This is a genomic window from Burkholderia sp. KJ006 (assembly GCF_000262695.1).
GTDB classification, from domain to species: domain Bacteria; phylum Pseudomonadota; class Gammaproteobacteria; order Burkholderiales; family Burkholderiaceae; genus Burkholderia; species Burkholderia vietnamiensis.
The window spans coordinates 2,862,469-2,877,509 of sequence record NC_017920.1; the positions used below are offsets into that span (position 1 = coordinate 2,862,469).

At 70.8% G+C, this 15,041-nt stretch carries 15 protein-coding genes; 5 read left to right on the forward strand and 10 right to left on the reverse strand.

All coding sequences use genetic code 11. The annotated features are described in order from the left end of the window. Positions 1-299: 299 nt before the first annotated feature. The 7 genes from MYA_RS12920 to MYA_RS12950 form a co-directional block, all read right to left on the reverse strand. Positions 300-944: an alpha/beta hydrolase gene (locus MYA_RS12920; protein ID WP_014723726.1), complete on the reverse strand. Its 645-nt coding sequence runs from the start codon at positions 942-944 to the stop codon at positions 300-302. A gap of 13 nt (positions 945-957) precedes the next feature. Next, on the reverse strand, positions 958-1,275 hold the full coding sequence (locus MYA_RS12925) for a (2Fe-2S) ferredoxin domain-containing protein (protein ID WP_011886145.1): 318 nt from the start codon (positions 1,273-1,275) through the stop codon (positions 958-960). A 230-nt stretch (positions 1,276-1,505) separates the two neighbouring features. Further along, positions 1,506-2,657 carry a VanZ family protein gene (locus tag MYA_RS12930; protein WP_034192530.1) on the reverse strand — a complete coding sequence of 384 codons (1,152 nt, stop codon included), beginning with the start codon at positions 2,655-2,657 and terminating at the stop codon, positions 1,506-1,508. Between the two features lie 19 nt (positions 2,658-2,676). Continuing rightward, on the reverse strand, positions 2,677-3,300 hold the full coding sequence (locus tag MYA_RS12935; protein ID WP_011886147.1) for an ABC-type transport auxiliary lipoprotein family protein: 624 nt from the start codon (positions 3,298-3,300) through the stop codon (positions 2,677-2,679). A 118-nt stretch (positions 3,301-3,418) separates the two neighbouring features. Continuing rightward, positions 3,419-4,348: an MlaD family protein gene (locus tag MYA_RS12940; RefSeq protein WP_011886148.1), complete on the reverse strand. Its 930-nt coding sequence runs from the start codon at positions 4,346-4,348 to the stop codon at positions 3,419-3,421. 28 nt (positions 4,349-4,376) lie between these two features. Beyond that, positions 4,377-5,285 (reverse strand): ABC transporter ATP-binding protein, encoded by a 909-nt coding sequence (locus MYA_RS12945; protein WP_014723727.1) that lies wholly within the window; start codon positions 5,283-5,285, stop codon positions 4,377-4,379. After that, a complete protein-coding gene (locus MYA_RS12950; RefSeq protein WP_011886150.1) occupies positions 5,282-6,406 on the reverse strand; it encodes an MlaE family lipid ABC transporter permease subunit in 1,125 nt (374 codons plus the stop codon). The genes MYA_RS12945 and MYA_RS12950 overlap by 4 nt, the downstream gene beginning before the upstream one ends. A gap of 267 nt (positions 6,407-6,673) precedes the next feature. Here MYA_RS12950 and MYA_RS12955 point away from each other — a divergent pair, with 267 nt between their 5' ends. From MYA_RS12955 to MYA_RS12975, 5 genes are all read left to right on the forward strand, one after another. Beyond that, complete coding sequence (locus MYA_RS12955; RefSeq protein ID WP_034192528.1) at positions 6,674-8,740, forward strand: bifunctional 2',3'-cyclic-nucleotide 2'-phosphodiesterase/3'-nucleotidase; 2,067 nt, start codon at positions 6,674-6,676, stop codon at positions 8,738-8,740. A 14-nt stretch (positions 8,741-8,754) separates the two neighbouring features. Then, positions 8,755-9,600 (forward strand): tetratricopeptide repeat protein, encoded by an 846-nt coding sequence (locus MYA_RS12960; protein ID WP_034192575.1) that lies wholly within the window; start codon positions 8,755-8,757, stop codon positions 9,598-9,600. Between the two features lie 94 nt (positions 9,601-9,694). After that, complete coding sequence (locus tag MYA_RS12965; protein ID WP_014723731.1) at positions 9,695-10,615, forward strand: biotin--[acetyl-CoA-carboxylase] ligase; 921 nt, start codon at positions 9,695-9,697, stop codon at positions 10,613-10,615. Beyond that, entirely contained in the window at positions 10,612-11,400 is a 789-nt protein-coding gene (locus MYA_RS12970) for a type III pantothenate kinase (protein WP_014723732.1), read from the forward strand. The genes MYA_RS12965 and MYA_RS12970 overlap by 4 nt, the downstream gene beginning before the upstream one ends. A 63-nt stretch (positions 11,401-11,463) precedes the next feature. Beyond that, on the forward strand, positions 11,464-11,706 hold the full coding sequence (locus MYA_RS12975; RefSeq protein WP_011886155.1) for a hypothetical protein: 243 nt from the start codon (positions 11,464-11,466) through the stop codon (positions 11,704-11,706). 19 nt (positions 11,707-11,725) lie between these two features. Here MYA_RS12975 and rfaE2 read toward each other — a convergent pair whose 3' ends face one another. The 3 genes from rfaE2 to MYA_RS12990 all read right to left on the reverse strand — a co-directional run bounded on the left by rfaE2 (position 11,726) and on the right by MYA_RS12990 (position 15,034). Further along, complete coding sequence (gene rfaE2 / locus MYA_RS12980; protein ID WP_011886156.1) at positions 11,726-12,211, reverse strand: D-glycero-beta-D-manno-heptose 1-phosphate adenylyltransferase; 486 nt, start codon at positions 12,209-12,211, stop codon at positions 11,726-11,728. 159 nt (positions 12,212-12,370) lie between these two features. Continuing rightward, entirely contained in the window at positions 12,371-13,249 is an 879-nt protein-coding gene (locus MYA_RS12985) for a ferritin (protein ID WP_011886157.1), read from the reverse strand. Between the two features lie 558 nt (positions 13,250-13,807). Next, positions 13,808-15,034 (reverse strand): patatin-like phospholipase family protein, encoded by a 1,227-nt coding sequence (locus MYA_RS12990; RefSeq protein WP_011886158.1) that lies wholly within the window; start codon positions 15,032-15,034, stop codon positions 13,808-13,810. Positions 15,035-15,041 lie beyond the last annotated feature (7 nt).

Genomic DNA, 15,041 nt, shown 5'->3' on the forward strand with positions numbered 1-15,041 from the left:
GGGGGTGGACGGTGGGGGGCGGGGGTGTGCGGGATGGGGATGTGCGGGGGCGGGCTCGTAGACGGGCGGTCGTTCTATTGCCCTGCCCGGCTGTCGCCCTGTCGCCCTGTCGCCCTGTCGATCCGTCGATCCGTCGAGCCATCGAGCCATCGAGCTATCGGACTCTCGCTCTGTACGGCTGTACGGCTGCCCATCGCTCTGTCGAGCCGCAAGACTACCGGGCAGTCGATCCGTCGGACGGCAACCCAAGAACCCGACAACCCAGCCGCGAGACATCGCGGCCGGTTCGGTTCAACCGCTCAACGCCACGCGTCGACGATGATGCGCTTGAGCACGTGCAGCTTGCGATGGAAGAAATGCTCGGCGCCGGGGATCACGACGACCGGCAGCTCCTGCGGCCGCGCCCAGTCGTAGACCGATCCGATCGGCACGGTGTCGTCGGTTTCGCCGTGGATCACGAGCGTGTTTTCCGGCACCTCGGCCACCTGCCAGCGGCTCGCCGCGGTGCCGACGAACACCATCCGCTCGATCGCCTCGCCCGCGTCGCGCAGCCGCTTGCCGACATGCGACAGCACGAAGGTGCCGAACGAGAACCCGGCGAGCACCAGCGGCAGCTCCGCGAGGCCCGGCTGCGCGCGCATGTGCGCGAGCACCGCGAGCAGGTCGTCGGCCTCGCCGATGCCGTTGTCGTGCACGCCCTCGGTCGCGCCGACGCCGCGGAAGTTCGACCGGTACACCACGTAGTTCAGCTGGACCAGCGTGCGCGCGAGCGTCTGCGCGACCTTGTTGTCCATCGTGCCGCCGAACAGCGGATGCGGGTGCGCGACGAGCGCGATGCCGCGCGGCGCGGCGCGGCGCTCGCGCACGGCGTCGGGCAGGTCGACCGCGATTTCGATCTGGCCGACCGGGCCGGCGATCAGCGACTTCTGCGTATGAACGTTCATCCGGGCCGCCCGCTCAGATCTTCAGGCGCTCGACGACCTTGCCGTCGCGCAGGTGCGATTCGACGATCTCGTCGATGTCCGCCTGATCGACGTACGTGTACCAGGTGCCTTCCGGATACACGACCATCACCGGCCCCTCCTCGCAGCGGTCGAGGCAGCCGGCCTTGTTGATGCGAACCTTGCCGGGCCCCGCGAGGCCCAGTTCCTTCACGCGCTTTTTCGCGTATTCCTGCATGGTCTGCGCGTCGCATTGCGCGCAGCTCGGACGCTCGGCGCCCGGTTCGCGCTGGTTCAGGCAGAAGAAGACGTGGTGCTGGTAGTAGGAATCCATGATGGTGACGAGCGGCCCGGCGCGATGCCGGACGCAAAGAGGGGCGAGAGCCGTCGCAGCTGCAACGGAGGTGCGCTCGATTATAGCGACCGGCGCGCGGCGGCGTCGGCGGCCGGAACGCCGGGCGGCGAGCCGGCGCCGCCCGGGCGCAGCACCAACCCGGCTCCGGTCAAGCTCCGGTCAGCACCGATCAGCTCCGGTCAGCTCCGGTCAGCTCCGGTCAGCTCCGGTCAGCGCCGCCCCCGCCCCGGCAGCCACGCATGCTCGACGCGCTGGCCGAGCCAGAGCAGCGCCGCGTACGGCCAGATCCATGCGAGCCAGCGCGCGAGGCTGTTGAAGTGCACGTAGCGGCCCTGCCGCCAGCCCGACAGCGTGAAGTCGAAGAACGGGTTCACCGGCAGCAGGTTCACGAGCGCGACGCCCGCCAGCAGCGCGACGGCCGCCAGCAGCGCCCGCCACGCGGGCGGCACGCGCAGCGCGACGAGCGCCGCCGCGAAGCCGAGCTCGATGCCGAGCCGCGCGCCGGGCGTCGCCCACACGACGACGAGGCCGGTGCTCGACTGCATGAAGGTCGCGGCCGCCTTCAGCGCGAGCGTGGCCGCGACGAACGCGATCAGCAGCCGCACGCGCGGCGCGCTCGCGCGCATCGGCAGCGATGCGATCGCGAGCGCCGCGAACAGCATCAGCGCGCCGAGCGCGGCTTCCCATCCGGAATCGGACAGCCAGCCGTCCACGCGCTCGGGCCATTCGCTCACGTGCCACGCGGCCGGCAGCCAGGCGAGCAGCGCGTCCTGCATCGACCGGTCCGCGCGCTCCCACAGCGCGGCCGGCCAGTCGCCGATGCCGAACAGGAACGGCGACGGAAACAGGATCGCGAACGGCCACAGCGCGCCGAGCAGCAGCGGCGTCGCGCCGTCGGCCTCGAACCACGCGAAGCGCAGCCGCCGCAACGCGCCGCGATCGAGCAGCGCGCCGGTGGCCGGCGCCGCGAGCGACGCGCCGAGCAGCGCGCCGAGCGCATTGGCGCCGAGATCGAGATTGGACGCGACGCGCGTCGGCAGATAGGTCTGCAGCGCCTCCATCGTTCCCGACAGCAGCACGCCGAGCCCCGTCACCACCAGCGTCGCGGCGACGCCGCGCCAGCGCGGATGCAGCGCGAGCACGCCGAGCGCGCCGAACGGCATGTAGCCGAGCACGTTGGTGGCCACGTCGAACACGGTCACGTAACGCTGCAGCGGCGCGAACAGATAGTCGAACGGCCCGATGCCGAGCGACACCCAGCCTTCGAACGGATACAGCGACGCATAGACGACGAGCGCCGCGTACGCGGCGAACGCCTGCAGCGCGAGCGACGAGGCGCGCGGCATGCGTATCGCGTTCATCGCGGCGGCGCGGCGCGCGTCACGGCGTGCCCGCGTACGCCTGCACGCCGACCCACGCGGCGATCTGCGCGACCAGCTCATCGCTCGCGGCGGCCAGCGCGCTCGCGCCGCCGGCCGCATCGGGCGTGCTCGACGGCGCGCGCGAGACGAACGTGTGCTGACCGAGCACCTTGCCGTCCTGCATCAACGTCGCGCGCGCGGTGACGGCGCCGTGACTCTGCGATTGCCCGTCGAACACCTGCTCGAACTCGGTGAGGTCGACCTTCAGCGTCGGCGCGCGCACGCCGTCGGAGCCTTCGAGCACCGCGCCGCGCGACGACAACGCCGCGCGCAGGCGCTGCGTGAGCAGTTGCGCGGGCGGCGCGGTCCAGCGGCTGTCGCGATAGACGGCCGTGCGCTGCGCGTCCGCATACGCGAGGCGGTAGACGAACTTGTCGGAGTCGAGCGCGTCGGGCGCGGCGATGTCGAGCACCTTCAGCGCCGAGCCCGTGCCGGTCGAGCCGACCGTCGCGGCCGGCCCGAGGTCGTAGCGGACGTTCGACAGCGCCGCACTGTTGCCGGCGCAGCCGGCGGCGAGGGCGAGCGTCAGCAGCGCGAGCGCGGTCGCGGCCGGGCGCAGCGCGCGTTCGAGGATTCGTGGCATGGCATGTTCCTGCATGAGGTTTCCGGTTTCGATGACGTCGTCGCGCGGGCGTCGCGGCCCGCCGACCGACGGCGGCCGCGGCGGCGGGTTACAGCGGGCGGCAGCGCATGGCGGCGCGCTACTTCGCGGCCGTCGTACCCGGCCAGACGAAGCCCGCCTCGCCGGGGCCCGGCGCGGGGCCGGGCGAGCCGAACAACAGACTGCTCGGATTGCGGCCGAGTTCACCCGCGACGTCCTTCAATTGCCGCGACGCATCGCCGACGCTGCCCGCCAGCGCGTTGAAGCGCGGCAGCGTGTCGTACTGCACGCGTGCGTTCAGGTCGTTCAGCGCGACGCCGACCTGCTCGGCCGCCGAGCCGGCCTTGTTCAGGTTCGCGACGAGCGGGCCGTTCGGCTGCAGCAGCGTGTTCGCGGACGCCATCGCGCGATCGACCTGATGCATCGTGTCGGGCAGCGCGGCCACCGCCGGCTCGAGCTGCTTCGACAGGGCCGCCGCGCCGTCCGCCGCGTGCTGCAGGCTCGCGGCCGTCGCGAGCAGCTGCGCGCGCATCTCCGGCGACATCAGCTCGTTCGCGCTTTTGGCCGCCTGTTCGAGCTGCCGCAGCAGCACGTCGCCGCGCTCCTGGATCTGGTCGAACAGGCTCGGCCGCATCGGAATCTGCGCGATCGACTTCGACGACGACGGCAGCGGCGCGAGGTCGCGGCCGGTGTCCTCGAGCTGCACGAACGCGATGCCCGTCACGCCCTGGAAGCCCAGGCTGCCGTAAGTGGACTGCGTGATCGGCGCGTCGTGGTCGACGAGAATCCGGATGCGGATCTGGCCCGGATGGGTACGGTCGAAGCCGATCGACTGCACCTTGCCGACGTCGAGCCCGCGAAAGCGCACGGCCGCATCGGGGAACAGGCCCGTCACGTTGGTGCGCGCGAGCAGGTCGTACGGCACGCGCACGGTGCGGTCGACGTTGAACCAGAACACGGTGCCCGCGATCGCCAGCGTCAGCGCGATCGTGAACAGGCCGGCCCAGAACGCGTGTGATTTGTTTTCCATTCGCGGGTTCCTTGCTTGATGCGTTCGTCTACAGCTCGACGCTCGACAGCGCCGGTTCGAGGGCCGCCTTCGGCAGCTTCGCGCGCCGCTCGGGCGGCAGCGCCTGCAATGCGCGGCGCCCGCGCAGCCCCAGGAAATATTCGTGGATGAACGGATGGTCGACGCCCGCGGCCTCCTCGACCGGCGCCGCGACCAGCACCTTGCGATCGGCCAGCACCGCGACGCGCGTCGACAGCGCGACCATCGTGTCGAGGTCGTGCGTGACCATCACGACGGTCAGCCCGAGCGTGCGGTGCAGCGTCCCGATCAGCTCGACGAATTCGTCGGAGGCCTGCGGGTCGAGGCCGGCCGTCGGCTCGTCGAGGAACAGCAGCTCCGGCTCGAGCGCGATCGCGCGCGCGATGCCGACGCGCTTGATCATCCCGCCCGACAGCGCGGCCGGCATCTTCGACGCATGCTTGCCCGGCAGCCCGACCATCTCGAGCTTGAGCATCACGATGTCGTGCAGCAGGTCGGCCGGCACGCGGCCGAGCTCGCGCAGCGGCTGCGCGATGTTGTCGAACACCGTCATCGACGAGAACAGCGCGCCTTGCTGGAACAGCATCCCCGAGCGCGTGCGCATCAGCCGCGCGCTCGCTTCGTCGATCGTCGACGTATCCTCGCCGAACACCTTGATCGTGCCCGACGTCGGCCGCTCGAGGCCGAGGATCTGCCGCACCAGCGTCGTCTTGCCCGAGCCGGAGCCGCCGACGATCGCGACGATCTCGCCGCGCCGTACGTCGAAGTCGAGCTTCTGGTGGACGATGTTGCGCCCGTAGCGCTTGGTGAGGTTGCGCACCTCGATCACGAGCTCGCCGCCGGGCGCGCCAGGTGCGGCGCCGGCCGCGCCCGCGCCGGCTGCCGCGGGCTGCGCGGCGGGATGGTCAGACGTGCTCATCCGAGCCCCACGTTCTGAAACAGGATCGCGAACACCGCGTCGGCGAGGATCACGACCGTGATCGACGTGACGACCGACGTCGTCGTGCCTTCGCCGAGGCTCTGCGAGTTCGCCTTGATCCGGAAGCCGAAATGACAGGCGACCAGCGCGATCAGCATCCCGAACACGACGCCCTTGCCGACGCCGATGTACAGGTTCGCGATCGGCACGACGCCCGGCAGCGAACGCACGAAATAGTTGAAGTCGATCGCGAGCACGAACTTCGCGGCGAGCGCGCCGCCGGTCAGCGCGATGATGTTGGTCCACATCACCAGCAGCGGCATCGCGACGCCGAGCGCCAGCACGCGCGGCAGCACCAGCCGCAGCCCGTGCGGGATGCCCATCACGCGCATCGCGTCGAGCTCCTCGGTCACGCGCATCACGCCGATCCGCGCGGTGATCGCCGAGCCCGAGCGGCCCGCGACCAGGATCGCCGACAACACGGGGCCGAGCTCGCGGATCACCGACAGCCCGAGGATGTTCACGATGTAGCGGTTCGCGCCGAACATCTGCAGCTGCTGCGCGGACAGATAGCTGAGCACGATGCCGATCAGGAACGCGACCAGCGCGGTGATCGGCAGCGCCTGCGCGCCGGCGCTGTAGATGTTCGCCGAGGTTTCCTTCCACGGCATCGTCTGCGGCCGGCGCAGCACCGACAACGCGTCGAGGATCACGCGGCCGAACATCGCGATGCCGCCCTGCAGATGCTCGCCGAACGTGAAGATCGCCAGCCCGAGGCGCGTGACCGGATCGAAGCGCACGACGCGCTCGGGCGCCTCGCGCTGGCTGTCGAGACGCTCGATGCGCTCGAAGATGGTGCGCTGCGTGTCGCTCAGCTCGACGCCGGCCGGCAGCTTGCGGCCCCATACGCGCCACAGCGCCTGGCCGCCGACGTGGTCGAGCCGCTCGATGCCCGACAGATCCCATTCGCGCGGGCGCGCGGACGCGAGGCCCGCGACGCGGCGCGTGATGGCGCCGCGATTGCGGGCGAGCGCGAGCGCGGTCCACTGGCCGTACAGGCGCACCGTCTGGCCCTGTTCGCCGGCGTCGACGGACAGCCCGGGAGGAGTGTCGATGTCCAAGGGCAGGTTGTTTGCAAAAAAATGTCAGCGCCCATTGTATCGAACCGCCCGGCGCCGCGACGTGACGATGTCCATCCCACGCCCGTGCGGCGGCGCATTGCCGCGGCGGCAGCGCGGCGAGCGCTGCCTGCGGCGCACCACCTTTCATTCTTCCGTCATGTTTCCTTTCGATACTCTCACGCGCCGCACATCAGGCCGTCGGCACCCGCGCCGCCATCGCGCCGCGCACCGCGTGACCCATAGAACAGAACCCGAACAGGACAATCGATGCGTCTCCCCCCGCTTTCCCGCCGCCGCGTGCGCACCGCCGCCGCGCTCGCCTCCCTCGCGTTCGCGCTCGCCGGTTGCGGCGGCGACGACGTCACCGCTTCGGCGCCGCAAACGCAGGCCCAGGCGCCCGCCGGCACGACGGCGACGCTCGCGCTGCTCGAAACGACCGACCTGCACACCAACGTGCTGTCGTACGACTATTTCAAGCTCGCCGCCGACAACTCGCTCGGCTTCGAGCGCGTGTCGACGCTGATCGCGCAGGCGCGCGCGCAGTATCCGAACTCGCTGCTGCTCGACAACGGCGACACGATCCAGGGCACCGCGCTGGCCGACTACCAGGCGCTCGTGAAGCCGCTCGGCTGCGACCAGACGCTCGCGATCTACAAGGTGATGAACGCCGCCAGATTCGACGGCGGCGGGATCGGCAACCATGAATTCAACTACGGGCTGCCGTACCTGTCGCAGGTCACCGGCAACACGTTCGACGTCGACGGGCTGCCGGCCCCCGCGCAGCAGAAGAAGTGCGCGGGGCCGAACTTCCCGCAGGTGCTCGCCAACGTGATCAGCGCGAAGACCAACGCGCCGCTGTTCACGCCGTACACGATCCTCACGCGCACGGTCACGGCCGTCACGCCCGACGGCAAGACGGTCAGCGCGCCGGTGAAGGTCGGCATCATCGGCTTCACGCCGCCCGCGATCATGAGCTGGGACAAACGCTGGCTCGACGGCAAGGTCTATACGACCGGCCTGAAGGAAGCGGCGGAGAAGTACATCCCCGAGATGCGCGCGAAGGGCGCCGATCTGGTCGTGGCGATCTCGCACGGCGGGCTCGACAACACGGCGTATTCGCCGACGATGGAAAACGGCAGCTGGTGGCTGTCGACCGTGCCGGGCATCGACGCGATGCTGATCGGCCATTCGCACCAGGTGTTCCCCGACGCGAACAGCACGGTCGCGCAGTTCAACCTGCCGGGCGTCGACAAGGTGAAGGGCACCGTCAACGGCGTGCCGACCGTGATGGCGAACTACTGGGGCAAGCATCTGGGCGTGATCAAGCTCGGGCTGAAGTTCGACGGCAAGACCTGGAGCGTCGACAAGTCGCAGACCACCGTCGAGGCGCGGCCGATCCAGAACGCCGACAAGAGCTACGTCGCGGCCGATCCGTCGGTGTCCGCGGCGATCGCGGCCGAGCACCAGGCGACCATCGACTACGTGAAGACGCCGATCGGCTCGACCGACTACCGGATGAACTCGTACTTCGCGGACGTCGGCGATCCGGGCGCGATCCAGATCGTCAACGAGGCGCAGGCCGACTACGTGAAGACCTACGTGCAGGCGAACCTGCCGCAGTACGCGTCGCTGCCGGTGCTGTCGGTGAGCGCGCCGTTCAAGAGCGGCTTCGGCGGCGGCAGCGACTACACCGACGTCGCGCCGGGCGCGCTGGCGATCAACAACGCGGCCGACCTGTACCTGTATCCGAACACCGTGTATGCGGTGAAGGTGAGCGGCGCCGACGTGAAGAACTGGCTCGAGACGGCCGCCAAGCGCTTCAACACGATCGACCCGACCAAGGCGACCGTGCAGCCGCTCGTCAGCAGCTTCCCCGGCTACAACTTCGACATGTTCACGTCGGCCGACCTCGCCTACGAGATCGACGTCACGCAGCCGGTCGGCAGCCGCATTCGAAACCTGACGTACAAGGGCGCGCCGCTCGACCCGAACGCGCAGTTCATCGTCGCGACCAACAACTACCGCGCGAGCGGCGGCGGCAACTTCCCGGGCCTCGACGGCAGCAAGACGATCTTCGCGTCGCCCGACGCGAACCGCGACGTGCTGATCGCGTTCATCAAGAAGCGCGGCACGATCACGCGCGCGGCGGACGGCGCGCAGCGCAGCTGGCGCTTCACGAAGCTCGCCAGCTCGCTCGCGCACGTGCGGTTCACGTCGGCGCCGAACCGGCTCGCCGACGCGACGGCCGCCGGCCTGACCGGCCTCACGCAGGTCACCGCCGACGACGGCTCGGGCAAGAACCTCGCCATCTACGAGATCGACCTCACGCAATGACGACGCGAGCCACGATGCAACCGATCCGCACCATGCGACCGGCCGAGGCCGGTTTCCCCGCCGCCGTGCGGCGTCTCGTGCGCGCGAAGCTGCCGCCGGCCGCGTTGCTGGCGGCGGCGGCCGTGACCGTCGCGGCGGTGGTCGCGGCGACCGGCTGGCGCGCGGCCGGCCCGGCGCCGAGCGCCGCGCAGATCGACGAGTGGCAGGCGATGGTCGCGCAGGCCGTCGAACCGCACGCGCTCGCGCAATTGCGCACGCTCGCGCGCCGCGGCTCGGCCGACGCGCAGGCTGCGCTCGGCATCGCGCTAGTCGACGCGCGCGAGGCGGGGCTGCGCGACGAGGGGCGCAACTGGCTCGAAACCGCGGCACGGGCCGACGGGCAAGCCGACGCACCGGCCGCACGACGGGCGCAGCTCGCGCTCGGCAAGGCACTGCTGCTCGGCAGCGGCGACCTGCCGAAGGACTACGCGCGCGCACGCGCGCTGCTCGGCGAAGCGGCCGGCCACGGCGAAGCGGCGGCCGCGTACTACCTCGGGCTGATCTACCGCAGCGGCTACGGCACCGCGGCCGATCCCGCGCGGGCCGCGCAGTGGTTCGAGCGCGCCGCGCGCGCCGACATCCCGGCCGCGGACTTCATGCTCGCGAACGCGTACCGCGACGGCAGCGGCGTGCCGCGCGACGAAGCGCGCGCGCTCGCGCTGTATCGCCGCGCGGCGGAGCATGAGCTGCCGGAAGCCGTGCAGACGCTCGCGATGGCGTATCGCAACGGCGAGCTGGGGCTGCGGCCCGACGCGACCGAGTTCCACGCGCAGTGGATCGAAACAGCGCATGCATTGAAACATCCGGTGATCGCGCCGTGATGGCGGGGCGGGTGCGTGCAACCGCCAATCGCAGGCACCCGCCCGACGCGCCGCCCGGCACGCGCGGCCGCGCCCTGTCGCTACAATAGGCGCCATGAACGCCCCGACCTCCTCCGACAAGCCCGAAGCCGGCGACGCGCACATCGCGCGCAACCGGCTCGACGCCCATCTGGACGCCGCGCCGCGCGCGTGGCCGCTCGACATCGTCGCCGCCACCGGCTCGACCAACGCCGACCTGGCAAACCGCCTGAAGGCGCTGCCGCGCACCGCGAACGCGCTGCCCGCGCCGCTCGTGCGCGTCGCGTTCGAGCAGACGGCCGGCCGCGGCCGGCAAGGCCGTCCGTGGTTCGCGCAGCCCGGCAACGCGCTGCTGTGCTCGGTCGGCTGCATCGTGCCGCGCCCCGTCGACGCGCTCAGCGGCCTGAGCATCGCGATCGGCGTCGCGCTCGCGGAAGGGCTCGCGACGCTGCCGCTCGACGGCGGCACGCGCGTCGCGCTCAAATGGCCGAACGACCTGCTGCTGACCAGCACCGAAGGCGACACCACGCGCATCGCCGGCAAGCTCGCCGGCATCCTGATCGAGACGGTGTGGAACACCGACGACGCCACCGCGGTCGTGATCGGCTTCGGCATCAACGTGCGCGGCGCGCAAGCGGTCGCCGCGCAGGTCGATGCGCTGCGCGCGCGCGACGCGGCGCTCGCGAGCGGGTTGCCGCCGGCCGCGCTGTCCGCGGCTTGCGCATCGGCGAATCTCACCGACACGCTCGCTGCGGCGCTGAACGCGCTCACGCCGGCGCTCGCCCAGTTCGCGAGCGACGGGCTGGCGCCATTCGTGCCGCGCTGGCACGCGCTGCACGCCTATGCGGGACGCGAGGTCGTGCTGCTCGAACAGGGCGTCGAGCGCGCGCGCGGCATCGCGACGGGCATCGACGCGACCGGCCGCCTGCTGCTCGACACGCCGGACGGCGTGCAGGCGATCGCCGCCGGCGACGTGTCGCTGCGCGAAGCGCAATGAGCGCACCGCATCTGCTGATCGACGCCGGCAACAGCCGGATCAAATGGGCGCTCGCCGACGCGCAGCGCGCGCTCGTCGCGAGCGGCGCGTTCGGCCATACGCGCGACGGCGGCGCCGATCCCGACTGGTCGGCGCTGCCGCATCCGCAAGGCGCGTGGATCTCGAACGTCGCGGGCGCCGACGTGGCCGCCCGCCTCGACGCGTTGCTCGACGCGCAGTGGCCGGCGCTGCCGCGCACGACGATCCGCGCGCGCGCCGCGCAGTGCGGCGTGACGAACGGCTATACGTCGCCCGAGCAGCTCGGCAGCGATCGCTGGGCCGGCCTGATCGGCGCCCATGCGGCGTTCCCGGACGAGCACCTGCTGATCGCGACGTTCGGCACCGCGACGACGCTCGAAGCGTTGCGCGCGGACGGCCGCTTCACCGGCGGGCTGATCGCGCCCGGTTGGGCGCTGATGATGCGTGCGCTCGGCACGCACACCGCACAGTTGCCGACGCTGAGCACCGACATCGCGAGCGGACTGCTCGCCGACGCGCGCGCCGAACCGTTTCAGATCGACACGCCGCGCTCGCTGTCGGCCGGCTGCCTGTACGCGCAGGCGGGTTTGATCGAACGCGCGTGCCGCGATCTCGCCGCCGCGTGGCAGGCGCCGGTGCGGCTCGTGCTGGCGGGCGGCGCGGCGGACGACGTCGCGCGCGCGCTGACGCTGCCGCATACGCGGCACGACGGGCTGATTCTGTCCGGGCTCGCGCTGATTGCCGCGGAGGGCGCGGCGCGGGACTGACGCACCCCGGACGGCATTGCGCCGGACGGCGGAACGACTGAACCATGAAGAGGAGTGTCGACGATGCTGCGCTGGCTGATCGCTGTTCTCTTTCTCGCCAACATGCTCGCGTTCGTCGCGGTGCGCGGCGTGTTCGGGCCGCTGCCGGCGGCCGGCCCGCGCGAACCGGGCGTGCTGGAGCGGCAGGTGCATCCGGAGGTGTTGCGGGCAACGCCGCTCGCGCAGGCGACCGATCAGCCGGTGATCGGCGCGCCGATCGCCGCGCCGGCCGTCACTGCGGAGCCGTTGCCGGCCTCGGCGCCGTGACGGTGCGGTGCGCGGCGGCTCAAGGCTGCTGCGCGCGCACCTTCTTCAGCAACGCCGTGGTCGACCGATCGTGCTCGAACGGAATCGCGAGCGCGCGCCCGCCCCAACCGCGCACGAGCGCCGACTCCGGCAGCGCATCCATGTCGTAGTCGCCGCCCTTCACGAGGATGTCCGGACGGACGGCCTCGATCAGCGACACCGGCGTCTTCTCCTCGAACTTCACGACCCAGTCGACGCTCTCCAGCGCCGCGAGCAGCGCCATCCGGTCGTCGTCGCGATTGATCGGGCGATCGTCGCCCTTGCCGAGCATGCGCACCGACGCATCGCTGTTCACGCCGACGATCAGGCAGGCGCCGAGCGCCTTCGCATCGGCGAGATACGTGACGTGGCCGCGATGCAGGATGTCGAACACACCGTTGGTGAAGACGACGGGCGAAGGCAGCGAGGCGCGCAGGGCGACCAGCGCGTCGCGGGTGATCAGCTTGCGTTCGAAAGTAGCGGGCATGATGAAGGTCGGATGGCGTGGGCGGCACACGCTGCGCGTCGCGACGCAACGCGGCGGCGCCAGATAAAAAGCCCGCCGGACCACCGGGCGGGCTTCATGCGTCGAACGACGGCGAACGCGGCCGGCGCAGCATCACGCCGGCTGCGACGCCGCGCGGCCTCAGGCCGGCTGCGCGGCCGACGACGGGCCGCTTTCGGCTTGCAGGCGGTTCGTGACTTCCTTGCGATAGCGGTTCAGCTCCTGCGCGGTCGCGAAGGTGCGCTCGAACAGGATCGACAGGTTGTGCAGGATGCGGTCGACGACCTTCTTTTCCCACTCGCCGTCGAAGCGGATCTGCTCGTCGAGCCAGCGCTCGAGCCATTCCGGATCGGGCAGGCGCGACTGCACGGTGTCGCGCGGGAACAGCGCCTGGTTCACGTGCAGGTTGGTCGGGTGCAGCGGCTTCTCGGTGCGGCGCGCCGACGCCATCAGCACGCCGATCTTCGCGAACGCCGCGCGCGCGACGTCGCCGCAGTTGTTCAGCGCCTTCTTCATGTAGCGCAGATACGCGCCGCCGTGGCGCGCTTCATCGCGCGAGATCGTTTCGTAGATGTGCTTGATCACCGGCTCGGTGTGCCAGTCGGCCGCGCAGCGATACCAGTGATTCAGGCGGATCTCGCCGCAGAAGTGCAGCATCAATGTTTCGAGCGGCGGCGCCGGATCGAACTCGAAGCGCACCGCGTGCAGTTCCTCTTCGGTCGGCACCATTTCCGGCCGGAAGCGGCGCAGGTATTCCATCAGCACCAGCGAATGCTTCTGCTCTTCGAAGAACCACACGCTCATGAATGCGGAAAAATCGCTGTCGTGCTGGTTGTCGCGCAGGAACATTTCGGTCGCGGGCAGCGCCGACCATTCGGTGATCGCGTTCATCTTGATCGTCTTCGCCTGCTCGTCGGTGAGCAGCGATGCGTCGAACTTGTCCCACGGAATGTCCTTCTCCATGTCCCAACGGACTGCCTCGAGCGACCTGTAAAGTTCCGGATAAAGCATGGTGTTCATGATGGTCCCACCCCTGTTCTGCGCAATGCGACTTCTCTAAACGTGACTGTTGCCGCAGCGGCGCGCGAACGCGCTTTTTGCAGCCAAGACTCTAATTTTACGCGGGAAACCGGCCCCCGGACGCAGATTCCACGTCCGGCAGCCGGGCGGCCGCGCTGCCGCCCTGAAGCACGCCGCGGCCCCGCTCCGTTCGAACGGAACCGGCTGCGCGTGCCCGATGTGGTGGCCGGCGCAAGCCGGCCCGTTGGCGAACCTGCCCGGCGCGACGCGGCTCCAGGCGGAATCGCGCACAGCGGCCGGCAAGCAGACTGCTCGATATGGTGTATACGGCGGCGGCCATGATAGCACGCGGGCATGACGGTTCCGAGACGCCCGTCCGGTCGCGCGCCGCCAATGGCGGTGCGACGAACGGTCGCGGGGCGCGCGTCGCGAAACACAACCAGCGCCTGCGCCGGCGCACTGCTCGCGGTCGCCGCGCAGCTGGAAAACGGTGGGGCGACTGTGCTCGACGTCACCGGCCTCGCACGGTCGCGCCGCGTCGAGCCGCGCGACATCGCATCAGACCCGCATTTCACCAGCCGGCCGACCGTCTTCGGACCGGGCGCCGGGCACCGCCGCGCTGCCGCCGTCGGCGCCCGCGATCCATGCGGCCAGCGTGTCGCGCTGCGCGCGGCCGTCGCGGTAGCCGAGTTCGATCAGTTCGCGCGTGAACGCCTCCTCGAACAGCAGATAGCTCGCGAACGACGCGCCGGCCGGCTGGCTGCCGCCGACCGCGCCGAGCAGCCCGCGCATCGTCACCGGCATCTGCTTCAGGTGCTTCGCGGCGATCAGCTCGATGCGCTCGGACGGCGCGATCGCGAGCACGTCGACGTGCCGCCAGCCGCTGTCCAGCTCGACCTGGTGCGGCAGGTGTTCGATCATCCGGTTGATGTGCTCGATGCGTTCGATGTCCGAGCCGATCGAGTCGAGAAACACGCTGGCGAGCACCTGCTGGCCGATCTGCGCGAGCGTCGGATAGCCGCGCACCAGCCCCGAGCCGTTCGGCGCCGGGATTTCCGGCCGCGGATCGGCCGCGCCGATCACGACGATCCGGTCCGCGCCGAAGTGGATCGCCGGCGACAGCGGCGCGACCTGCCGGATCGAACCGTCGCCGAAGTATTCGATCTGGCCGTCGAGCACGAGCGGCACCGCGGGGAACACGAACGGAATCGCCGACGACGCGAGCAGGTGCGACGCCGACAGATCGACGAGTCGCGCGGTGCGCTGCGCGCGCCGCCATGCCTGGATCGGCTCGGCGGCCTGGTAGAAGGTCAGATGGCGGCCGCTCGAGTAGCTCAGCGCGGTGATCGACAGCGCATGCAGCAGCCGGCTCTCGAGCATCTGCTCGATCCGGTGGAAGCTCAGCTCGCGCTGCAGCAGGTGCGCGAGCGGCGCGTTGTCGAGCAGCCCGCGCGGCGAGCGGCGCGCCGCCCAGCCGAACGTCATCGTCGCGAGCCAGCGCGCACCCGCCGCCGCGATGCCGAGCCAGTCGGTGCGATACACGTAGTCGGCGCGCAGCGGCTCCCAGAATTCGAGCAGGCGCCGCACGCCGTGCGAGAAATCGTCGGCGTGGCTCGCGATCGACGTCGCATTGATCGCGCCGGCCGACGACCCGCAGACCACCGCGAACGGCGTCGTATGGCGGAGCGGATCGGCCTCGCGCGCGATCTCGGCCAGCGCCTTGAGCACGCCGACCTGATACGCGGCGCGTGCGCCGCCGCCCATCAGCACGAGCGCGAGTCGCATGGTCGGC